Source organism: Rhodococcus sp. IEGM 1341, from assembly GCF_030056895.1.
Taxonomy (GTDB): domain Bacteria; phylum Actinomycetota; class Actinomycetes; order Mycobacteriales; family Mycobacteriaceae; genus Rhodococcoides.
Genome location: NZ_JASHKV010000007.1, coordinates 40304 through 58641, shown reverse-complemented (window position 1 = coordinate 58641; position 18338 = coordinate 40304). Strand labels below are relative to the sequence as shown.

At 65.8% G+C, this 18338-nt stretch carries 15 protein-coding genes; 6 read left to right on the top strand and 9 right to left on the bottom strand.

What is annotated here, in order from left to right; translation table 11 throughout:
- Window positions 1–79 precede the first annotated feature (79 nt).
- Together QM615_RS16235 and QM615_RS16230 are read right to left on the bottom strand one after the other, a co-directional pair.
- Window positions 80–1219, bottom strand: a complete 1140-nt coding sequence (locus QM615_RS16235; RefSeq protein ID WP_188078814.1) for a DUF6542 domain-containing protein — start codon at window positions 1217–1219, stop codon at window positions 80–82.
- A gap of 20 nt (window positions 1220–1239) precedes the next feature.
- The gene (locus QM615_RS16230; RefSeq protein ID WP_094612409.1) at window positions 1240–2406 is read right to left on the bottom strand and encodes a DNA recombination protein RmuC; all 1167 of its coding nucleotides are present in this window, start codon (window positions 2404–2406) and stop codon (window positions 1240–1242) included.
- 122 nt (window positions 2407–2528) lie between these two features.
- Between QM615_RS16230 and QM615_RS16225 the strand changes: the two genes are divergently transcribed.
- A complete protein-coding gene (locus tag QM615_RS16225; protein ID WP_149407561.1) occupies window positions 2529–3719 on the top strand; it encodes an exonuclease SbcCD subunit D in 1191 nt (396 codons plus the stop codon).
- Window positions 3716–6724, top strand: a complete 3009-nt coding sequence (locus tag QM615_RS16220) for an AAA family ATPase (RefSeq protein WP_149407562.1) — start codon at window positions 3716–3718, stop codon at window positions 6722–6724. Before QM615_RS16225 ends, QM615_RS16220 begins: the two co-directional genes overlap by 4 nt.
- Here QM615_RS16220 and QM615_RS16215 read toward each other — a convergent pair.
- The 6 genes from QM615_RS16215 to QM615_RS16190 form a co-directional block, all read right to left on the bottom strand.
- Window positions 6706–7947: an AI-2E family transporter gene (locus tag QM615_RS16215; protein ID WP_374700621.1), complete on the bottom strand. Its 1242-nt coding sequence runs from the start codon at window positions 7945–7947 to the stop codon at window positions 6706–6708. The two genes, QM615_RS16220 and QM615_RS16215, sit on opposite strands and share 19 nt — an antisense overlap.
- 109 nt (window positions 7948–8056) lie before the next feature.
- The gene (locus tag QM615_RS16210; RefSeq protein ID WP_121873323.1) at window positions 8057–8554 is read right to left on the bottom strand and encodes a methylated-DNA--[protein]-cysteine S-methyltransferase; all 498 of its coding nucleotides are present in this window, start codon (window positions 8552–8554) and stop codon (window positions 8057–8059) included.
- Window positions 8551–10017 carry a DNA-3-methyladenine glycosylase 2 family protein gene (locus QM615_RS16205; protein WP_121873322.1) on the bottom strand — a complete coding sequence of 489 codons (1467 nt, stop codon included), beginning with the start codon at window positions 10015–10017 and terminating at the stop codon, window positions 8551–8553. Before QM615_RS16205 ends, QM615_RS16210 begins: the two co-directional genes overlap by 4 nt.
- A 57-nt stretch (window positions 10018–10074) precedes the next feature.
- A complete protein-coding gene (locus QM615_RS16200; RefSeq protein WP_121873321.1) occupies window positions 10075–10245 on the bottom strand; it encodes a YbdD/YjiX family protein in 171 nt (56 codons plus the stop codon).
- The gene (locus tag QM615_RS16195) at window positions 10246–12519 is read right to left on the bottom strand and encodes a carbon starvation CstA family protein (protein WP_121873587.1); all 2274 of its coding nucleotides are present in this window, start codon (window positions 12517–12519) and stop codon (window positions 10246–10248) included. It abuts the gene before it with no gap.
- A gap of 144 nt (window positions 12520–12663) precedes the next feature.
- Window positions 12664–13845 (bottom strand): ROK family transcriptional regulator, encoded by a 1182-nt coding sequence (locus tag QM615_RS16190; protein WP_121873320.1) that lies wholly within the window; start codon window positions 13843–13845, stop codon window positions 12664–12666.
- A 142-nt stretch (window positions 13846–13987) separates the two neighbouring features.
- On the opposite strand from QM615_RS16190, the gene edd reads away from it, so the two are divergent.
- The 3 genes from edd to QM615_RS16175 are packed head-to-tail and all read left to right on the top strand — an operon-like array spanning window position 13988 to window position 16806.
- Window positions 13988–15811 carry a phosphogluconate dehydratase gene (gene edd, locus QM615_RS16185; protein ID WP_149407563.1) on the top strand — a complete coding sequence of 608 codons (1824 nt, stop codon included), beginning with the start codon at window positions 13988–13990 and terminating at the stop codon, window positions 15809–15811.
- 32 nt (window positions 15812–15843) lie between these two features.
- The gene (eda, locus tag QM615_RS16180; RefSeq protein WP_149407564.1) at window positions 15844–16470 is read left to right on the top strand and encodes a bifunctional 4-hydroxy-2-oxoglutarate aldolase/2-dehydro-3-deoxy-phosphogluconate aldolase; all 627 of its coding nucleotides are present in this window, start codon (window positions 15844–15846) and stop codon (window positions 16468–16470) included.
- A 21-nt stretch (window positions 16471–16491) separates the two neighbouring features.
- Complete coding sequence (locus QM615_RS16175) at window positions 16492–16806, top strand: CD225/dispanin family protein (RefSeq protein ID WP_149407565.1); 315 nt, start codon at window positions 16492–16494, stop codon at window positions 16804–16806.
- Between the two features lie 16 nt (window positions 16807–16822).
- On the opposite strand, the gene QM615_RS16170 is transcribed toward QM615_RS16175, so the two are convergent.
- Window positions 16823–17557 (bottom strand): SDR family NAD(P)-dependent oxidoreductase, encoded by a 735-nt coding sequence (locus QM615_RS16170; protein WP_223145660.1) that lies wholly within the window; start codon window positions 17555–17557, stop codon window positions 16823–16825.
- 455 nt (window positions 17558–18012) lie between these two features.
- Here QM615_RS16170 and QM615_RS16165 point away from each other — a divergent pair, with 455 nt between their 5' ends.
- A complete protein-coding gene (locus QM615_RS16165; RefSeq protein WP_149407566.1) occupies window positions 18013–18324 on the top strand; it encodes a hypothetical protein in 312 nt (103 codons plus the stop codon).
- Window positions 18325–18338 lie beyond the last annotated feature (14 nt).

Here is an 18338-nt window from a genome sequence, read left to right as displayed (position 1 = left end):
CACGAAGAGTCAACGCCTCGTATCGGAACCCCTGCCCAGGAGCAGACAAACCGATACGAGGCGTTTTTCGATGTTCGCGCTAGTCGCTGTGGCGGTCGCGATAGCGAACCCGCGGCACCGGATGCGGGGGAATGTCGTCCCGGTGCGAGGTGGGCAGAACGTGATCTCCCTGGCCGTCACCTGCGGACGAATTGTGTGCAGTGGATGCGCCCGTCCGAGGAGTCACGACGGGCCGGGCTCCGGTGCTGTACGGATCGGCAACCTCGCGAGGAGCCTGAATCCGGGCCGATCGCTCGCGACGGGGTTCGGTCGAATACCGGGGCTCTGCCGAGTAGCGCGACTCGGACGGTTGTGGTCGCTGTGCCTCGCGTGACTGTGTCTCGCGTGGCTGTGGTTCACGTGACTGTGCCTGCGGATACTGCGTTCGCTGGTATTCGGGCTTGTAGTTCTGCCGAGTGGAGTCGGTGGCGGCGTATCGAGTCTGCGGTGCTGCAGCCGATCGCCGGGGGCTTGCGGTGGGATCTGCCGCAGAGCGGGAGCCGGGGCGAGGGGTCGCACTGGAGCGAGGTTCGGTGTCGGGACGCGGACGAGAATCGGTGCTTCGGCGACCGACGTACGGCCCGGGCACGATGTCGGTGGCCTCGGCCGCGGAGTCGGTGCTGCGATCGGCTGCGGCTGCTCGCCTGCGCGACCGTTCGGGGCGCTCTTCCTGTGCCCGGCGCTGGGCTCTGGTGGGCTTGTCGTCGCTGGGCTTCGGGCTGCGTCGAAGGGTGGGGGCATGCGTGTTCTGCCGTTTGAGCACGATGCGTAGAACTCCGAGTCCGACGGCGACCACGGTGCCGAGCAACATCAGCGGAAACCGGTTGACCAGCGGAATGGCAACGTTGAGGAGGATGTCCTTGAGGCTGGTTCCTGCGTTCTCGGTGAAGTACTGATACGACAGCGGCACGGCGACGAACAGGATTAGTGGGGCTTGCACCATCGCGGTGAACAGTCCGCGGAAGCGGACGAGCAGAACGCCGGCGATGCAGCCCAGGACGTACATGAACGCGAACGCACCGGTCAGCTCGGTACCGCGTGCGGCATCGATCAGAAATCCGAGAAAAGTCAGTCCCGCGGCGATCGCGACGGCACCCCATGCGGGAACGCCGGGCAGGGTCGCGAGGATGGATCGGTGATCCAGCGGTACCCCGGAGCGGGCACGTTGGGAGGTAGACACCCCCCGAGGTTAGCCGTTGTTCAGCCGACTGCATCGCTGACATGACCGAAGTCGTGCCGGTAGCGGGACGAATCGGACAGTTTGGGCCGCTCGTCCACTCGGGCGATGTCCACCGGCTCGGCGTCGAACAGCTCGAGCTCGTGCAGCTTTCTCGCCGTCACGCTCACCCGGGTATCGACGGACCCGACGGTGGAATTGAAGGACTCCACGGCCTTGCCGAGGTGGGCGCCGAGCTTGTCCAGGTGGGTCGAGACCACACCGATCCGCGTGTACAGCTCGCGTCCCAGTTGCTGGATGCGTGCAGCATCCTCGGCCAGTGACTCCTGCTTCCACGTGTACGCGACGGTCCTCAGTAGCGCGACCAGGGTGGTGGGGGTGGCCAGAATCACGTTCCGGCCGAAGGCGTACTCGAGCAGACCGGTGTCCGATGTCAGGGCCGCGTCGAGAAACGGGTCGCCGGGAACGAACAGCACGACGAATTCCGGCGTCGGCTCGAACGCCTGCCAGTACGCCTTGTCGGCCAACTGGTCGATGTGGGTCCGTAGTTGTTTGGCGTGGCGTCGCAGATTCTTCTCCCGCGCGTCGGGATCCTCGTCCTGGGCGGCGTCGAGGTACGCCGCGAACGGCACCTTGGCGTCGACGACGATCTGTCGACCGCCGGCGAGACGGACGATCATGTCGGGTCGGATGCCGTCCTTGCTGACCTGCGTGTCGAAATCGCAGTGCTTGAGCATGCCCGCGAGCTCGACGACGCGCTCGAGTTGGATCTCGCCCCACCGGCCCCGGATCTGCGGTGCGCGCAGCGCCGTGACCAGCTGACCGGTTTGGGTAGACAGATGCATCGACGCACGATGCATACCGGTGACCTGCTCCGACAGTCCCGCGTACGCCCGGATGCGATTGTGCTCGACCTGCCGCACGTGCTCGGAGAGCGCATCGACGGCGTCGTGCAACGGCTCGACCAGGTGCGAGACCTGCTGGCCGATCACGGTCGAATTGCGACGCGCCGAATCCTCGTTGACCGCACTCAGCGACTGCCGAAGCATGCCCTCGTGCTCGCGCAGCGCGGCCAGTTGAGCTTCGGCTCGAACGGCACGATCGCCCATCCGTGATGCGTGCAGCAACCAGCCGACGACCGCGCCGATACCGAGCGCCACGAGCAGTCCGAACGCGGTGAGAATGTTCATGGGGCAGATGATGCAGGACGGTACCGACAACTTCGGTTCGCGACGGCGTGCACCGCAGCTCACGTCCGACAGGCCGAGGCACCTCGAGGAGTTTGTCGGTGGTTCCCGATAGCGTCGTCCGTATGAGAATCCTGCACACCTCGGACTGGCACATCGGTCGCACCTTTCATGGTGTCGACCTGTTGGCCGATCAGGGCGCTGTGCTGGGGTCAATTGCGGAACTGGTTGCGGCACAATCGATCGACGTGGTGGTGGTGCCGGGCGACATCTACGACCGCGCTGTGCCCAGTGCCGATGCCGTCCTGGTCTGCAACCGCGGACTGGAGGCCATTCGAGCGGCCGGTGCCGTGATCGTCGCAACGTCGGGAAACCACGATTCACCCGCGCGACTGGGCGCGGGCGCCGCGTTCGCGTCGGCAGGAGGGCTGCATCTGATGACGCGGGTGGGCGACGTCGCCACCCCGGTCGTCATCGACGACGAGCACGGCCGCGTTGCGTTCTACGGCATTCCGTATCTCGAGCCCGAAACCACTCGCCTCGAACTCGACGTTCCCACTGCGCGTACCCATGCCGACGTGCTCGGTGCCGCGATGGATCGGGTGCGCGGCGACCTCGCGACGAGAAGCGAGGCAGGGCAACGCGTTCGCTCCGTCGTGCTCGCCCACGCTTTCATCGTCGGCGGTGAGGCGACCGGGTCGGAGAGGTCGATCTCCTCCGGCGGTATCGAAACTGCGCCTGCGTCGGCGTTCGACGGGGTCGACTACGTGGCGCTCGGACATCTGCATTCGCCCCAGACCCTCACCGATCGGGTGCGGTACTCCGGTTCGCCCCTGCCCTATTCGTTCGGCGAGCGGTCGCACCACAAGGCGGTGTGGATTCTCGAACTCGACGCGAACGGGCTGGGCAGCGTCGAGCGAGTGGACCTGCCGGTGGTGCGCGGGCTCGCCCGCATCGAAGGCACGGTCGAGGAATTGACAACGGACACAGCATATTGCGAGTTCGAGGACCATTACGTCTCCGCCGTGCTCACCGACGAGGTACGTCCGGTCGACGCAATGCGCCTGCTGCAGCAGCGTTTTCCGCACGCTATCCACCTGGAATGGCGTCGCCCGGAGGGATCCGGAGAGCTACGCTACCGCGACCGTGTGCGCGGCCGCAGCGATCTCGACATCGCCACCTCGTTCGTGACGGACATGCGCAGCGTGCCGACGGCAGCGGAGTCCGCGCTCCTGGCTCGTGCTCTGGCCTCCGTGCAACGCGAGGCCGAGGCCCTCCGCGGGACGGCCACCACAGCCGACCGCGGTGCTGCATGAGACTGCATTCGCTCGAGATCAGCGCCTTCGGTCCCTTCGCGGGCACCGAGACGGTGGACTTCGATGCGCTGGGAGCCGACGGGCTCTTCCTGTTGCACGGTCACACCGGAGCCGGCAAGACGACGGTGCTCGACGCCGTGGCGTTCGCGCTGTACGGAACAGTGCCCGGAGCTCGTCGCGAGGGCAAGCGGCTGCTGTCCGATCACGCGGCCAAGGGTGCGGTGCCACAGGTGACGTTGGAAGCGACACTCGGTGGGCGGCGCATCAGAATTGTGCGCAGTCCGGAGTTCCTGCGGCCCAAGCTCCGAAGCACGGGCACCACCAAGCAACACGCCAAGGCCAGTCTCACCTGGCTCGACGGCCGCGGGCAGAACCTCACCCGGCTCAATGAGATCGGTGACGCCGTCAACGCGCTGCTCGGGATGAGTGCCGACCAGTTCTTTCAGGTGGTGCTGCTGCCGCAGGGTGAGTTCGCGCGCTTCCTCCGAGCCGACAGCGACGAACGCGGAAATCTGCTCGAAAGACTTTTCGACACAGGCAGATTCGGCGACGTCGAAGAGTGGTTCGCGCAGCGTCGCCGGGAGCTCGCTGCCGAGCTCTCCGACGCTCACCACGCCATCGACATCATGCTCGGCCGGGTGTCGCAGGCATCGGGAGTGCCCGAGCCCGCGGGCGAGGACGGCGAACAGCCGGACCCCCTCGAATGGGCGGCCGATGTCCTCGACGATGCCCGGCAGAATCGGACCCTCGCGCAAGGTCGGGCGGTGCTGATCGACGCGGCAGCTCGGCGTGCGTCGGCAGCTCTGACGAAGGCCACCATCGTTGTCGATCTGCAGCGGCGACGAGCTCTCGCCGAGGGGCAACTCGCACAATATCGGGAGGGCGAGACGGCGCGAGCAGCGCGCAGAACCGAGCTCGCCGATTCCGCGGCCGCCGGACCGATCGCGGACACTGCCGCAGACCTCCGTCTCGCACGACTGGCCACCGACGCCGCAACGTCCGCACTCACGGCGGCGGAGCGTGCCCTTCCGACAACCGCGGAGGGGCGACGCTTTCATGCCGCGCTGCACTGGCCACCCGCGCCGGCGGATCCGTCGGCCGAGCGCACGGTCGTTGCACAGTTCGTGCGCGACTGGACCACCGATGTCGCGCGGCTCCAGTCGCTGCTCGGGCTCGCCCGCGAAGCCGATCGACTCGACGGCACCCTCGCCGAATATCGTGCGCAGCAACGTACTACCGCAGCGTCGATCGAACGCACCGTGCACTCGCAGGCCTCGATGCCCGAGCAGATCTCAGCAGTCGAATCACGGGTGGCACGGGCGTCCTCGGCTGCGGCAGAGCTGCCGGGCCTCGAGGAGCGCTGCGGTCGGGCTCGCACGGCAGCCGAGTCCGCACTCGAATTGGTGCGCAAACGCGCGACTCTGGCCGCGGCCGAACGTGCCCGCGACACCGCCGGAGCGGCGCACAACACGGCCTGGGAGCACCTGCTCGATCTCCGTGAGCGACGCATCGACGGGATGGCAGCCGAGCTGGCGGCCCGTCTGGAGGCGGGGGAGCCGTGCGTCGTGTGCGGATCGGAGGTGCACCCCCATCCCGCTGCAGCGTCCACATCGACGGTGACCAAGGCACAGGAAGACAAGGCCGCCGCCGCAGAACGTAAGGCTGCTGCTGCGCTCGACCAGGCGGTCGCGGTTGTCGCAGAAGCGCAACGCGGCGTGGACCTGCTGCACGACCGCACCGGCGGGGCCTCCGCTGCGGACTTGACCCGAATTCTCGATGCCGCAACCACCGCAGTGCAGGACGCCCGCACGCGTGCCGCCGATGTGGAACCCGCAACCGCAGAACTGAATCGCCTGCGGAGCGAGTCCGACGCGCTGACGGTCACACTCCACGACCTCGTGGCCTCGCGTAGTGCCGTGGACGAACGTATCTCGGCTACCGAGGAATCGCTGGCGCAGATGCGTGCGTCGATCGCCGAGGAGGTGGACGAGGGCGCGTCGCTGACAGACCGAATCGCGGAGCGGGAAGCCTTGATCGACGGTGCCCGGCGAATCCAGGACGCGCGTATCGCCTGGCTCGACGCCACTGCTCGCGCCGATGAGCTGGCAGCCGAACTGGACCGACGGGTGAAGGCGTCGAACTTCGAGTCCGTCGACGCGGCGGCCGGGGCAGTGCTGGCCGCCGACCGCGTCGAGCAGATCGAGGCCGAGTTGCGCACCGCCGAGGAGGCGCGTGCGCATGCCGAGCACGTGCTGCGCGAGCCCGCCATCGTGGACGTGGCCGGCCGGCCGCCGGTGGATCTGGGCCCGCTCGAGCAGGCGTGCGCCGAGCTCGACGACCAGGTCAGGGCCGCCGCCGCGGCGGTGGCGGAATGTCGAAGGCGCGCAGACGATCTGGAACGGCTGATCGCCGAACTGTTCACTGCCGCCCAGGCCATCGCGCCACAACGTGCCGAATTCGACGAGCTCGCCAACCTGGCGGACGTGGTGGCGGGCCGGGGGCAGAATGCACGCAAGATGTCGTTGCGCTCGTACGTCCTCGCGTCCCGACTCGAGGACGTCGCCGAGTCCGCCTCTGCGCGGCTGCGGCGAATGTCCTCGGGCCGCTACGAATTCGTGCACTCCGACGAGGCCGGCGTCCGCGGCAAACGGGGCGGTCTCGGACTGGACATCAGGGACGACTACACCGGCGTCGTGCGCTCGGCCAAGACACTGTCGGGCGGTGAGGCGTTCCTCGCGTCGCTCTCGCTCGCGTTGGGCCTCGCCGATGTCGTGGCCGCCGAATCCGGCGGGGTCGTCCTCGACACCATGTTCATCGACGAAGGATTCGGCACGCTCGACGCCGACACCCTCGAATCGGTGATGGCGGTTCTCGACGAACTACGTGCAGGCGGACGCGTCGTCGGCGTGGTCAGCCATGTCGACGAGATGCGGCAGCGCATTCCCAGCCGCCTCTACGTCAAGCGGGAGCGCACCGGCTCCACTCTTCAGGTCGTCGCGTCCTGACCCGAGGCCGGCTTGTCCGACTCGGCGTCCTTCTTTTCGTCGAGACCGGCTTGCTCCTCGGTCAACCCGTCGGGCAGCGGAGCCTGATCCTCCAGGTCGTCCTGATCCGGTTCGTTCGAGCGCTCGTCGATCTGCTCGGACAGGTACCTGATCAGCACGGCAGCAACCGCCGCCGCCGGGACGGCGAGGAACGCGCCGATGATGCCGAACAGTGAGCTGCCGCCCGCAACGGCCAGCAGCACGATCGCCGGATGCAGATTCATGCTGCGGCTCTGCAGGATCGGCTGCAGCACATTGCCTTCCAACTGCTGCACCGCGACGATGATGGCGAGCACGATCAGCGCAGTGGTCAGCCCGTTCGCCACCAGGGCCACCAGCACAGCGAGAGCGCCCGCCACGAACGCACCGACGATCGGGATGAAGCCACCGATGAACGTCAGGGTCGCCAGCACCAGCGCCAGCGGAACGCCGAGAATGACCAGTCCGAGACCGATGAAGAAGGCATCGATGAAACTGACGATGGCCTGAGTTCGGATGAACCCGCCCAGCGTCGCCCACATCCGTGAGAGCACCTCGCCCAGATGGCGTCCGGCGCGGCCACCGGAGAATCCGTGCAACCACGGCAGGAACTTCGGTCCGTCCTTGACGAAGAAGAACGTCAGCACCAACACCAGCGCCAGGGTGATCAGCAACGAGCCTGCAGCGGATACACCGGTGAACACGCCGGTGGCGATGACCTCGCCGCTGTCCTGCAGCCGCGCAACGATGGCCGACACGGCCGAGTCGATCTGGTCGTCGCCGATGTTCAGCGGCGGACCCTTCAACCAGTCCTGAACCTGCGCAATACCGCCCGACGCCTGGTCGACCAACTCCGGTGCCTGCTCGGCGACCGACGGGACGATCAGTGTGATGATGCCGCCGATGACGACGAAGAACACCACGAGCGAAACCGACGCGGCCAGTGCCGGAGGAAATCCGAGACGCATCATCAGCTTCGCCGGCGGCCACAGCACCGTCGCGACGATCACGGCGAGCAGGACCGGCAGCAGGATGACCCAGAGGTGCCCGATCAGCCAGCCCAGTACCCATGCTCCGGCAGCGATCGAGATGAGGATCAGCGACCACTTGGCCAGCCACAGACCGCCGACCCCGATGAGGTCACCGCGATCATTGCCGGGCGTCTCGGACTTCGACGTCTTACCGGGAACTGCCGATTCGGTCACTGTGGGGTCCTCACATTCGGCGGGTGGCGGTTCGTGAAGAACCATAACGTCCCGGCGTGCCCAGCCGGTATGTCACCGCCATCCGACGACTCGTCGACGGGGGGTGTGATCAGGCAGCCTCGTGCGCCAACAACCACTCTTTCACCGGCAGCCCCCAACGGAAACCGCCGAGCGCCCCGCCGATGCGCACCACCCGGTGGCACGGCACGAACAAGGCGGCGGCATTGCGAGCGCACGCCGACGCAGCACCGCGGATGGCTGTCGGTCTGCCGGACAGTTCGGCGAACTCGGAGTAGGTCACCGGCGCACCGGGTTCGACGGTGCGGAGTACTCCCCAGGCATGCATGAGAAATTCGCCGGATCGTTGCGCGACGGCAACGGAGTCGATGACGGTCAGCTCACCGCGGTGATAGTTCTCGACGGCGCGCGTCACATCGCCGAGATCGGCCGCAGTGCGGACGCTGTCGGGTCGCATCGTCGGGTGGATCAGGACGCGGAGTTCCTCGACATCGGCGGTCCACCCGGATGCGAGGACGCGCTGATCGGCGTCGACGATGGTGCTGAACGGCCCGATCGGGGTGTCCTGGGTGGCGGCGGTGGCAGTCATGCTTCTCTTCTTTCCAGTGCGGTGATCCACAGGTGCATCGAGACGTACGAACGCCACGGAGCCCAGCGGGCAGAATTGTTCAACGAGATGCCGAGCGCCTGCGCGCCTTGGCGGACTACGAGATCGGTGTCGAGCAGAACATCGGGATCGCCGAGTAGTCGCATCACGACGTACCGGGCGGTCCAAGGTCCGATTCCTTTGAGCGAGAGCAGTTCTCGCTCCAGTTCCGGCCCTTCTCGCGCGGGATGCAGCACGACGGTTCCCGACGCGATGGCGTCGGCGACGCGGATGACGGTCTGTACCCGGGCGGCGGGTCCGGTGAGTACCTCGTGGCCCCGTTCGGCAATGACGGCTGGTTCGGGAAACAGCCTGGTGACGGCGTCGTTGCCGAGGTCGAGTGGTGAACCGAGAGCATCGACGAGCCGGGCGGTGTGGGTGGCAGCAGCCTTCAGCGAGATCTGCTGACCGATCACGGTGCGCAGCAACATCTCTGCGCCGTCGACCACTCCGAGGGCGCGGATGCCCGGGTGCGCGTCGACGCTCGGTGCGAGCTGCGGATCCGTGTGCAGGGCGTCGTCGACAGCGAGTGGGTCGGCGTCGAGATCGAGCAGGTGTCTGATCCGCGCGACGGCGGGGGCCAGATCGCGCATGTCCTGCAATGTCACTGCGGCGCTGACGAATCCGTCCATCACCCGCAACGCCACGAGGCCGGCTGCGTGCGGCAGGCGCAGGGATCGCACGTATTCGCCGTCCTCGGAGAAGGATTCGATGCCCTCGACCACGTGGCCTCGCAGGAACCACTCGATCCAGCCACGGTCGAGCGGTGGGCGGTACGGCAATCGCAGGGTGACCGTTCCACCCGCGGTCGGTACGGCCGTGCGGTGCGCTTCTCGGCGCAATGTCGACGGGTCGACGGCGAAGACTTCCTTGATGGTGTCGTTGAATTGCCGGACGCTGGAGAAGCCGGCTGCGAAGGTGACGTCGGCCATCGACATGTCGGTGGTCTGAATAAGGGTGCGGGCGGTGTGGGCGCGGTGCGCGCGGGCCAGCGCGAGCGGTCCTGCACCGACTTCGGCCGTCAGCACGCGCGTCAGCTGGCGGGTCGAGTAGCCGAGGGTGCTGGCGAGGCCGTCGACGCCACCGCGTTCGACGGCTCCGTCGGAGATCAGTCGCATGGCGCGAGAACTGAGGTCCGAGTGGATGTTCCAGCGGGGTGACCCGGGGGTGGCGTCGGGCTGGCAGCGGCGGCAGGCTCGGTAGCCGGATTGTTGCGCCGCCGCTGCAGTGGCCAGAAACGAGACGTTGCCCGGCTTGGGTGTGCGGGCCGGGCAGGAGGGTCGGCAGTAGATGCCGGTGGTGGAGACGGCGGTGAAGAACTGGCCGTCGAACCGTGCGTCACGCGAGGAGACCGCGCGATAACACCGATCGAAGTCCAGTTCTTGCACCTGCCGTTCGCTGCTCATGCACCTACTGTGTCAGCGCGGGCGCGTCGGTGCTAGCGGAAATCGGACATCACCGTGTCAGCAGCATCGAGCCCCCGGGTTTCGGTCCGCCTCCGCGTGTCGGTCCTTCCAGTACTGCCGCACGGTCGGTGGCTGCTGACCCGGGTGGTGGCGGGCCAGATGGGCGACGTAACGGTCGTAATCGTGGTCGCCCATCACCGAGGTGATCCACCACCACAGCCCGCGCATCTAGTGCGCCGATCCGGGGCGTCGGACGGTGCCCGCCTCGATCAGCTCGTCCCATTCGGCCTGGATCTTCTTCTCCGCGGGGCTCGGAACGAAGCCGCTGGGGCCGAAGATCTTCGACGGCACCTCGGGCTCCTCGTTGTCGGGCAGGTTGTCTCCCCGCACGGCCTTGATGCACACCCACACTCCGGCGAACACGACGACCAGGACGAGTACCGCGAAGATGATCGACAGCGTGCCCTGGATGAAGGTGTTGCGGATGACGGCGTCGATGGCCTCGGGTGTTCTGGCGGTGCCGAACTCGGTGAGCCCCTGCGCCTTGGCATCGCGGAACTGCGAGTGCTGCGTCCAGTAGCCGATGGCCGGGACCGAGGAGAAGATCTTCTGGTACGACGCCGTCATCGTCACGATGAGGTCCCAGGCGAGTGGAACTCCGGGGATCCACGCCCACTTGTAGAGGCCTCGTTTGACGACGATGACGAGTACCACCGTCAGTGCGATCGCGGCCAGCAGCTGGTTGGCGATACCGAACAGTGGGAACAGGGTGTTGATGCCGCCCAGTGGATCGGTGACGCCCATGAGAAGGATTGCGCCCCAGGCTGCGACGACGATCAGCGAGCAGATCCAGGCACCGGGACGCCACGACGGATCCTTGAACTTCTTGGCCGATGCGCCGGGCAGGTTGCCGATGCTGTCGGAGAGCATGAAGCGCGCGACGCGGGTGCCTGCATCGACCGTGGTGAGGATGAACAGTGCCTCGAACATGATCGCGAAGTGGTACCAGAACGACTTGAGTCCCGGCCCGCCGAACACCTGGTGCAGTACCTCGGACATGCCGAATGCGAGTGTCGGTGCGCCGCCGGTGCGCGAGATGATCGATTCCTCGCCGACATCGGCTGCGGCCTGGCTCAATTCGGCCGGGGTGATGTCGCCGCCGCTCAGTCCCTGTCCGTTGACGTACTCCGCCGCGGTCTCCGGAGTCCCGCCGGTGAGCGCTGTCGGTGCGTTCAGTGCGAAGTAGATGTGCTGATCGAGAATGCACGCGGTGATCAGTGCCATGATGGCCACGAAGGACTCGGTGAGCATGCCCCCGTAACCGATCATCCGCATCTGCTTTTCCTTCTCCAGCAACTTCGGCGTGGTGCCGGAGGAGATCAGAGCGTGGAAGCCCGACAGCGCACCGCAGGCGATGGTGATGAACAGGAACGGGAACAGGGACCCTGCGAATGCCGGGCCGTTGCCCTCGGTGGCGAAGCTGGTCATGGCAGGCATCTGGATCTCGGGACGCGCGATGAGGATGCCGACGGCCAGCAGGGCGATGGTGCCGACCTTCATGAACGTCGACAGGTAGTCGCGCGGGGCGAGCAGCAGCCACACCGGCAGGATGCAGGCGAGCAGGCCGTAGCCGATCAGCAGCCAGGCAACGGTCACCTTGGAGAGGGTGAACCAGTCGGTGCCCCAGTCGGTTTCGGCAACCCAGCCGCCGGCGACGATGGCGAGCAGCAGCAGGACGACGCCGATGAGCGAGACCTCGGTGACGTTGCCCGGTCGCAGGAAGCGCAGGTAGACGCCCATGAACAGGGCGATCGGGATGGTCAGCGCGATGGAGAAGACGCCCCATGGGCTCTCGGCGAGTGCGTTGACGACGACGAGTGCGAGCACCGCGATGAGGATGATCATGATGACGAACACCGCGACCAGAGCGGCGGTGCCGCCGACGACTCCGAGTTCATCGCGGGCCATCTGGCCGAGGCTGCGGCCGTGGCGACGCGTCGAGATCCACAGCACCAGGAAATCCTGTACGGCACCGGCGAATACGACGCCGATGATGATCCACATGGTGCCCGGGAGGTAGCCCATCTGAGCGGCGAGGACGGGTCCGACGAGCGGGCCTGCTCCGGCGATCGCGGCGAAGTGGTGGCCGAACAGCACCCGACGGTCCGTCGGCATGTAGTCCTTGCCGTTTTCCAGAATCTCGGCAGGAGTGGCGCGGTCGTCGCGTGGGAAGACGATCTTGCGTTCGATCAGCCTGGCGTAGAAGCGGAAAGCGAAGATGTACGTACACACCGCGGCGATGACGAACCAGACGGCGTTGGGATTCTCGCCGCGGACGATCGCGATGATCGTCCACGCAACACCGCCGAGTAGGCCGATGGCGACGAGCATCAGGCGCTTGATCGGGGTTATCGGATGTGACTCGACGACACCGACGGGCGGTAGATCAGGATCTGTCTTCAGCAATTCGACGTGTGGTTCGTCGGCCGATTTCAGTGACATGTGTGGGGTCTCCATGCTCGCAGGTGTGACTGCGATCACCTTATGGTCGGCGCAGGTGCGCGTCCTCGAATCGATGCTCCGTGGTGCGCCCGGCGGTCGCTGGAGTGCGACGAGCGGCAAATAGTGCCGATGAAAGCCCGCCGGTCAGCTACCCAGGGCGTCGTCGACGGCGCGGGCGCTGAGCACCTGATCCAGTACCAGCGCGGCGCTGCCGATGACCCCGGAGAGGTCTCCGTGGGTGGTGGCCTGGATGGTGAGGGCCTTGGTGGCCAGGGCGGTGGCGTTTCCGTAGACGGTTTCACGCAGCCCGGCGACGAAGATGTCGTAGGCGTTCGCCATGTCGCCGCCGATGATGAGTACCTCGGGGTTGAGCAGGTTCACGGCCCCGGCCAGGGTTTCGCCGATGTGGCGACCGCTGTCGCGGATGAGCCTGCGTGCTTCGGGGTCGCCGCTCACCGCGAGGTCGACGACGCCACGCACGTGGCCGACTTCGCGGCCCTGCTCGTTGAGTGCGCGCACCAGTGCCCAGCCGCCTGCGATGGCTTCGAGGCAGCCGCTGTCGCCGCATCGGCAGGCGACCCCTGCGGCGGCTACGGTCTTGGTGTGGCCGAATTCTCCTGCGGCTCCCAGTGATCCACGTTGCAGCGCACCGCCTGCCACGATCCCGGCACCGAGACCCGTCGAGGCCTTGACCAACAGGGCGTTCTGGAAGCGATCTCTGTTGTCCCGACGTTCGGCGAGGACCATCGCGTTGGCGTCGTTGTCGAGAAACACCGGAGCCGACGTGGTGTCGGCGAAGAACGGTGCCAGCGGCACCCCGTCCCAGCCGTGCATGATCGGCGAGTCGAGGCTGCACCCTCGGTCGGTGTCGGCGGTGCCGGGGATGGACAGCCCGACCCCGAGGATGCGGTGTCCGGTTCGGTGCGACTCGTCGAGAAGTGCCTGCAGTCGTTTGGTGATCTGCGGCATCAGTTCGTCCGGACCGACGCCGATCTCCTGGTCGACGGTGTCGCTCGCGAGCAATTCGCCGCCGAGGGTGAAGACGCCCAGTTGGGAGCGGCTGCGTCCGATCGCGGCGGCGAGCACGACACCGGCGTCGATGTCGAAGGACAGTCTCGCCGGGGGCCTGCCGCCGGTCGAGTGCGTGTCCTCGGTTTCGATGACCAAGCCGAGGCCGGTGAGTGCGGCGACGCGGGAGGCGACGGCCGACCGCGACAGTCCGGTGATCCGGCCCAACTCGGCACGGGTGTCTGCTTCTCCGTCGCGAACCAGAGCGAAAACCTCACCTGCCGTCGCAGGTGGAGCGCTCAGGCGCGGCATCGACATAGACGCCATTCAACCAACTGGCAACTTTTACGGCAACAGCCTAAGAAGTCCCACTTATAACTTTGAAAAACATAAGTTGGGTTGTCGATCGACCTAAGCGGCCTTAAGGTGAGTGATGAGAGACCGAACATCGGAGATACTCATGGACACACTTCACCCGGTCCTGCGGCAGGTCACCGACCGCATCGCAGACCGTAGCCAGTCCGCTCGCGCCGCCTACCTCGCTCGAATCGCCGCCGCAGGGGATCGAGGCCCGGCCCGCGGTCGCCTCGCCTGCGCCAACATCGCCCACGGCTTCGCTGCCTCCGGCAAGGCCGACAAGCAAGCGCTCCGCGGCATGGTCAAGCCCAACATTGCCATCGTCTCGGCGTACAACGACATGCTCTCGGCGCACAAGCCGTTCGAGAACTACCCCGCCGTGCTGAAGAAGTCCGTCATCGATGCCGGTGGCATCGCGCAGTTCGCCGGGGGAGTCCCCGCCATGTGCGACGGCATCACCCAGGGCCGCGACGGCATGCAGCTCTCGCTCTTCAGTCGGGACATCATCGCGATGTCGACCGCAATCGCCCTGTCCCACGACATGTTCGACGCCACCCTCATGCTCGGGGTGTGCGACAAGATCGTCCCCGGAATGCTCATCGGCGCACTGAGTTTCGGCCATCTTCCCGCGGTGTTCGTGCCCGCCGGTCCGATGACGTCCGGACTCCCCAACGGCGAGAAGGCAAAAGCGCGCCAGCTCTACGCCGAGGGCAAGGTGGGCCGCGAGGCTCTGCTCGACGCCGAGGCCGCGTCGTATCACGGCAGTGGGACCTGCACGTTCTTCGGAACGGCCAATTCCAATCAGCTGCTGATGGAGGTCATGGGTCTGCACCTGCCGGGGTCGTCGTTCGTCAACCCCGGAACCGCGATGCGCGACGCGTTGACGCGCGAGGCCGCCCACGTCGTCACCGGTCTGACGTCGCTCGGTGACGATTACACGCCGGTGGGGGAGGTCGTCGACGTCAAGTCGATCGTCAACGGCTGCGTAGCACTGCTCGCCACCGGCGGCTCGACCAATCACACGATGCACCTCGTCGCCATCGCGAAGGCCGCCGGAATCACGTTGACCTGGCAGGACCTGTCCGATCTATCGGCCGTGGTGCCGCTGATGGCCAGGATCTACCCGAACGGCCAGGCTGACGTCAATCACTTCCATGCAGCAGGCGGTCTCGGGTTCGTCATCGGATCGCTGCTCGACGCCGGACTGATGCACGAGGACGTCACGACCGTTGCGGGCAAGGGGCTTTCGCGCTACACCCAGGAGCCGAAGCTCGACGGCGACGGCGTGATGTGGCAGGACGGAACTCGAATCAGTCACGATGTCAGCGTGTTACGCGGCGCAACCGAGCCGTTCAGTGCCGACGGCGGGCTGAAGATGTTGACCGGCCCGATCGGCAAGTGTGTCATCAAGACCTCTGCGGTGGCGCCGGAGCATCGGGTGGTCAGCGGTCCGGCGCGGGTGTTCGACGATCAAGCGGACTTCCTCGCAGCATTCGATGCCGGCCTGCTCGACACCGATTTCGTCGCGGTGTTGCGGTACCAGGGACCGCAGGCCAACGGCATGCCCGAACTGCACAAGCTCACCCCCGCGCTGGGCATCCTGCAGGACCGCGGCCGGTCCGTCGCGCTGATCACCGACGGCCGCATGTCCGGAGCCTCCGGAAAGGTGCCTGCGGCAATTCATCTCACGCCCGAGGCCGCGAGCGGTGGACCGATTGCGAAAATTCTGGACGGTGACGTGATCACTGTGGATTCACTCGGTGGCACATTGTCGATCGACGTTCCGCTCGCCGAGTTCGAGGCACGGCCGGTCACCGGTCGCGTGTTGGACGCCGACGAGTGGTCGAGTACCGGTCGTGATCTGTTCTCAGGAATGCGTGCGCTCGTCGGTCCGGCCGACGAGGGCGCGATGTTCGTGATGCGTTGACCCGAGAACCCGATTCGAGAGAAAGTAAAACCGTGACTGCATCCCTGCTCGACCGCGTACCCGTCATTCCCGTCGTCGTCATCGACGATCTCGAACACGCCGTTCCGATCGCCCGCGCCCTGGTGGCGGGCGGAGTTCCCGTCATCGAGTTGACCCTGCGGACTCCGGTGGCGCTCGACGCCATCGAGCGCATCGCCGCCGAGGTTCCCGACATTCTCATCGGTGCAGGCACGATCATCACTCCCGGCCAGGCCAAGCAGGCCGCCGACGCGGGCGCACAGTTCCTGGTCTCGCCCGGCTGCACGCCGTCGCTGACCAAGGCGATGCGCGACACCGGGCTGCCTCACTTGCCCGGTGCCGCAACGGTGTCCGAGGTGCTCACCCTCCTCGAGGCCGGCTATACCGAGCTCAAGTTCTTCCCGGCCGAGGCATCCGGCGGTGCGAACTTCTTGAAGTCGATCCACTCGCCGATCCCGGCCGCACGCTTCTGCCCAACGGGTGGAATCTCCACCGCCAATGCATCGAGCTACCTGGCGCTTCCCAACGTCGGATGCGTCGGGGGATCGTGGCTCACTCCGGCTTCGGCCGTCGCACAAGAGGATTGGGACGCAGTCACTCGGTTGGCCGAGGCGACCTCGACGCTGAAGACAATCGGATAGCTAAGTATTACAGTGCCGTCCATGACGGACCCGAATCAGCCCTACCCACAGTACGCACCACCACCACCCCCGCCGCCGCGGTCCAACGTCGGTTGGGCGGTGGCGGCACTACTATTTTTCTGGCCCCTCGCGTTCTCGGCCTTCACCCACTCCTCGAATGTCTACCCACGTTGGGCGGTAGGAGATTTCCAAGGAGCGCAGTACGCGTCGGAAAGGGCAAAGAAGCTTGGGCAGATCGCTCTGTGGATTTGGGTGGTCTTCTTCGTCGTGTTCATCGCCTTCTACGTCGTCTTCTTCGCGATTCTGATCAACTCGAGCAGTTGGAGCGCGGTCTGAGCGCTGCTTTTGCTAATCACCAGCGGATGGGCCCGTCTGCGTCGATGAACGTCCCGGATTCCGATGGGCTGGGGAGCGTCGCCGCAGCCACGATCACGCGCGCGGCTTCCTCCGGTGTGGTCGTAGCCTGATCGCGGTTGACCGGTGTCAGATCGGTTTGCACGAACCCTGGACATACCGAGGTGACCACGATCCCATTGTCGGCCAACGACTTCGACAGGCTGATGGTGACACTGTTCAGTGCTGCTTTCGACGCCTGATATGCCGGCACAACCATCGAGTAGTATGGCGAAGTCGGGTCAGCTTGTTCGGCGAGTGAACCCATCCTGGTCGTGACATTGACGATTCGGCCTGCTGTGCTTTTGCGGATCAGCGGCAAAAATTCCTCGATCACATTCAGCGGTCCGATGACGTTGGTCGCGAACGTGCCTGCTGCAACGGTCGGATCGACGATTGACGCTCCCTGAGACGTGGCCTCCGGGAGAACGCCAGCGTTGTTGACAAGGACGTCGATGTGTCCAAATTGTGCGGCGAGCTCGATAGCCGCCGCTGCAACGCTCTGCGGTGACGTGACGTCGAGGACTACTCCCGACGCGTCGATTCCACTGCCTTTCAATTGTTCAACCGATGTGTCGACGTCCGTTCGAGAACGTCCGGTGACGACGACGGTGAACCCTGCACGACCCAGAGCGGCGGCGCTGGCAGCGCCGATGCCGCGCGTACTTCCCGTAACGACAGCAATTTTCAGCACGACTTCTACTCCTGATTGAACTAGCAGATTCCGACGTCGGACGACGTCGAAATCCCAGCTTGTCAGTTCAACTCAATCGGATCCGGCGGGAATGAGACGTTACATTCGCCGGCAATTCGGCGGGTCTTTTCCCCCTGGCCTCGGCATTGCTCGAGGTTTTGGGTCGTAGTCATCGATACATTCGATCTTGGCACAATCGGCATCTCAATTGACCTGTCGACGTATCTCGACGATGCGCGTGTTGAGTGGCTCCACAGCTCTGTGGCCCGCGGGGCATATCGATCGCTTCGGCAGTCTGGTGGAATTGGTCCGTCCCACCGAGACGGCGACCATCGTTCGTGGCATCGTGAGGTCGATGTCTTGCAGCCCGAGCAGACCGGGAGTTGTTGGAGGAAGTCGCAGAGTCGGGTCGGTTCGGCCTTGGCCTGGGTGTGCCCTACTGCTAGCCGCACTGCATGTCATTCTGGACGACATTGCCGTGCCCGACGATCGGATCCCTTACGGCGCTCGGCCCGAAGAAATTTGGAGATGGCCCGAGACTGTGTGCCGGCGCAATCGGGTTGCTCGTGCAGACTGAGTACACGGCTGAGGCGCGGGTACCTGTGGGGGCGGCCGAGCTCGTCATCGATAAGGGCGTGGTGGTCGAGTCCAATCCGGATCTTGCCCGCGCCGCAGCGCGGGAGCTGCTGCCCCTTCTCGCTACGATCCCTTGTGATCGGAAGAACTTCCTGGTCTCCTTCGCAGTTCTTGTCAACCCAAACAATTGAAGCGCGGTGTAGGC

Bases quoted from the DNA above. Each gene is read 5' to 3' on its own strand.
- QM615_RS16230 (WP_094612409.1), bottom strand. From the start codon at position 2,406: ATGAACATTCTCACCGCGTTCGGACTGCTCGTGGCGCTCGGTATCGGC.
- QM615_RS16225 (WP_149407561.1), top strand. From the start codon at position 2,529: ATGAGAATCCTGCACACCTCGGACTGGCACATCGGTCGCACCTTTCAT.
- QM615_RS16220 (WP_149407562.1), top strand. From the start codon at position 3,716: ATGAGACTGCATTCGCTCGAGATCAGCGCCTTCGGTCCCTTCGCGGGC.
- QM615_RS16210 (WP_121873323.1), bottom strand. From the start codon at position 8,554: ATGACTGCCACCGCCGCCACCCAGGACACCCCGATCGGGCCGTTCAGC.
- QM615_RS16205 (WP_121873322.1), bottom strand. From the start codon at position 10,017: ATGAGCAGCGAACGGCAGGTGCAAGAACTGGACTTCGATCGGTGTTAT.
- QM615_RS16200 (WP_121873321.1), bottom strand. From the start codon at position 10,245: ATGCGCGGGCTGTGGTGGTGGATCACCTCGGTGATGGGCGACCACGAT.
- QM615_RS16195 (WP_121873587.1), bottom strand. From the start codon at position 12,519: ATGTCACTGAAATCGGCCGACGAACCACACGTCGAATTGCTGAAGACA.
- QM615_RS16190 (WP_121873320.1), bottom strand. From the start codon at position 13,845: ATGTCGATGCCGCGCCTGAGCGCTCCACCTGCGACGGCAGGTGAGGTT.
- edd (WP_149407563.1), top strand. From the start codon at position 13,988: ATGGACACACTTCACCCGGTCCTGCGGCAGGTCACCGACCGCATCGCA.
- QM615_RS16175 (WP_149407565.1), top strand. From the start codon at position 16,492: ATGACGGACCCGAATCAGCCCTACCCACAGTACGCACCACCACCACCC.
- QM615_RS16165 (WP_149407566.1), top strand. From the start codon at position 18,013: ATGTCATTCTGGACGACATTGCCGTGCCCGACGATCGGATCCCTTACG.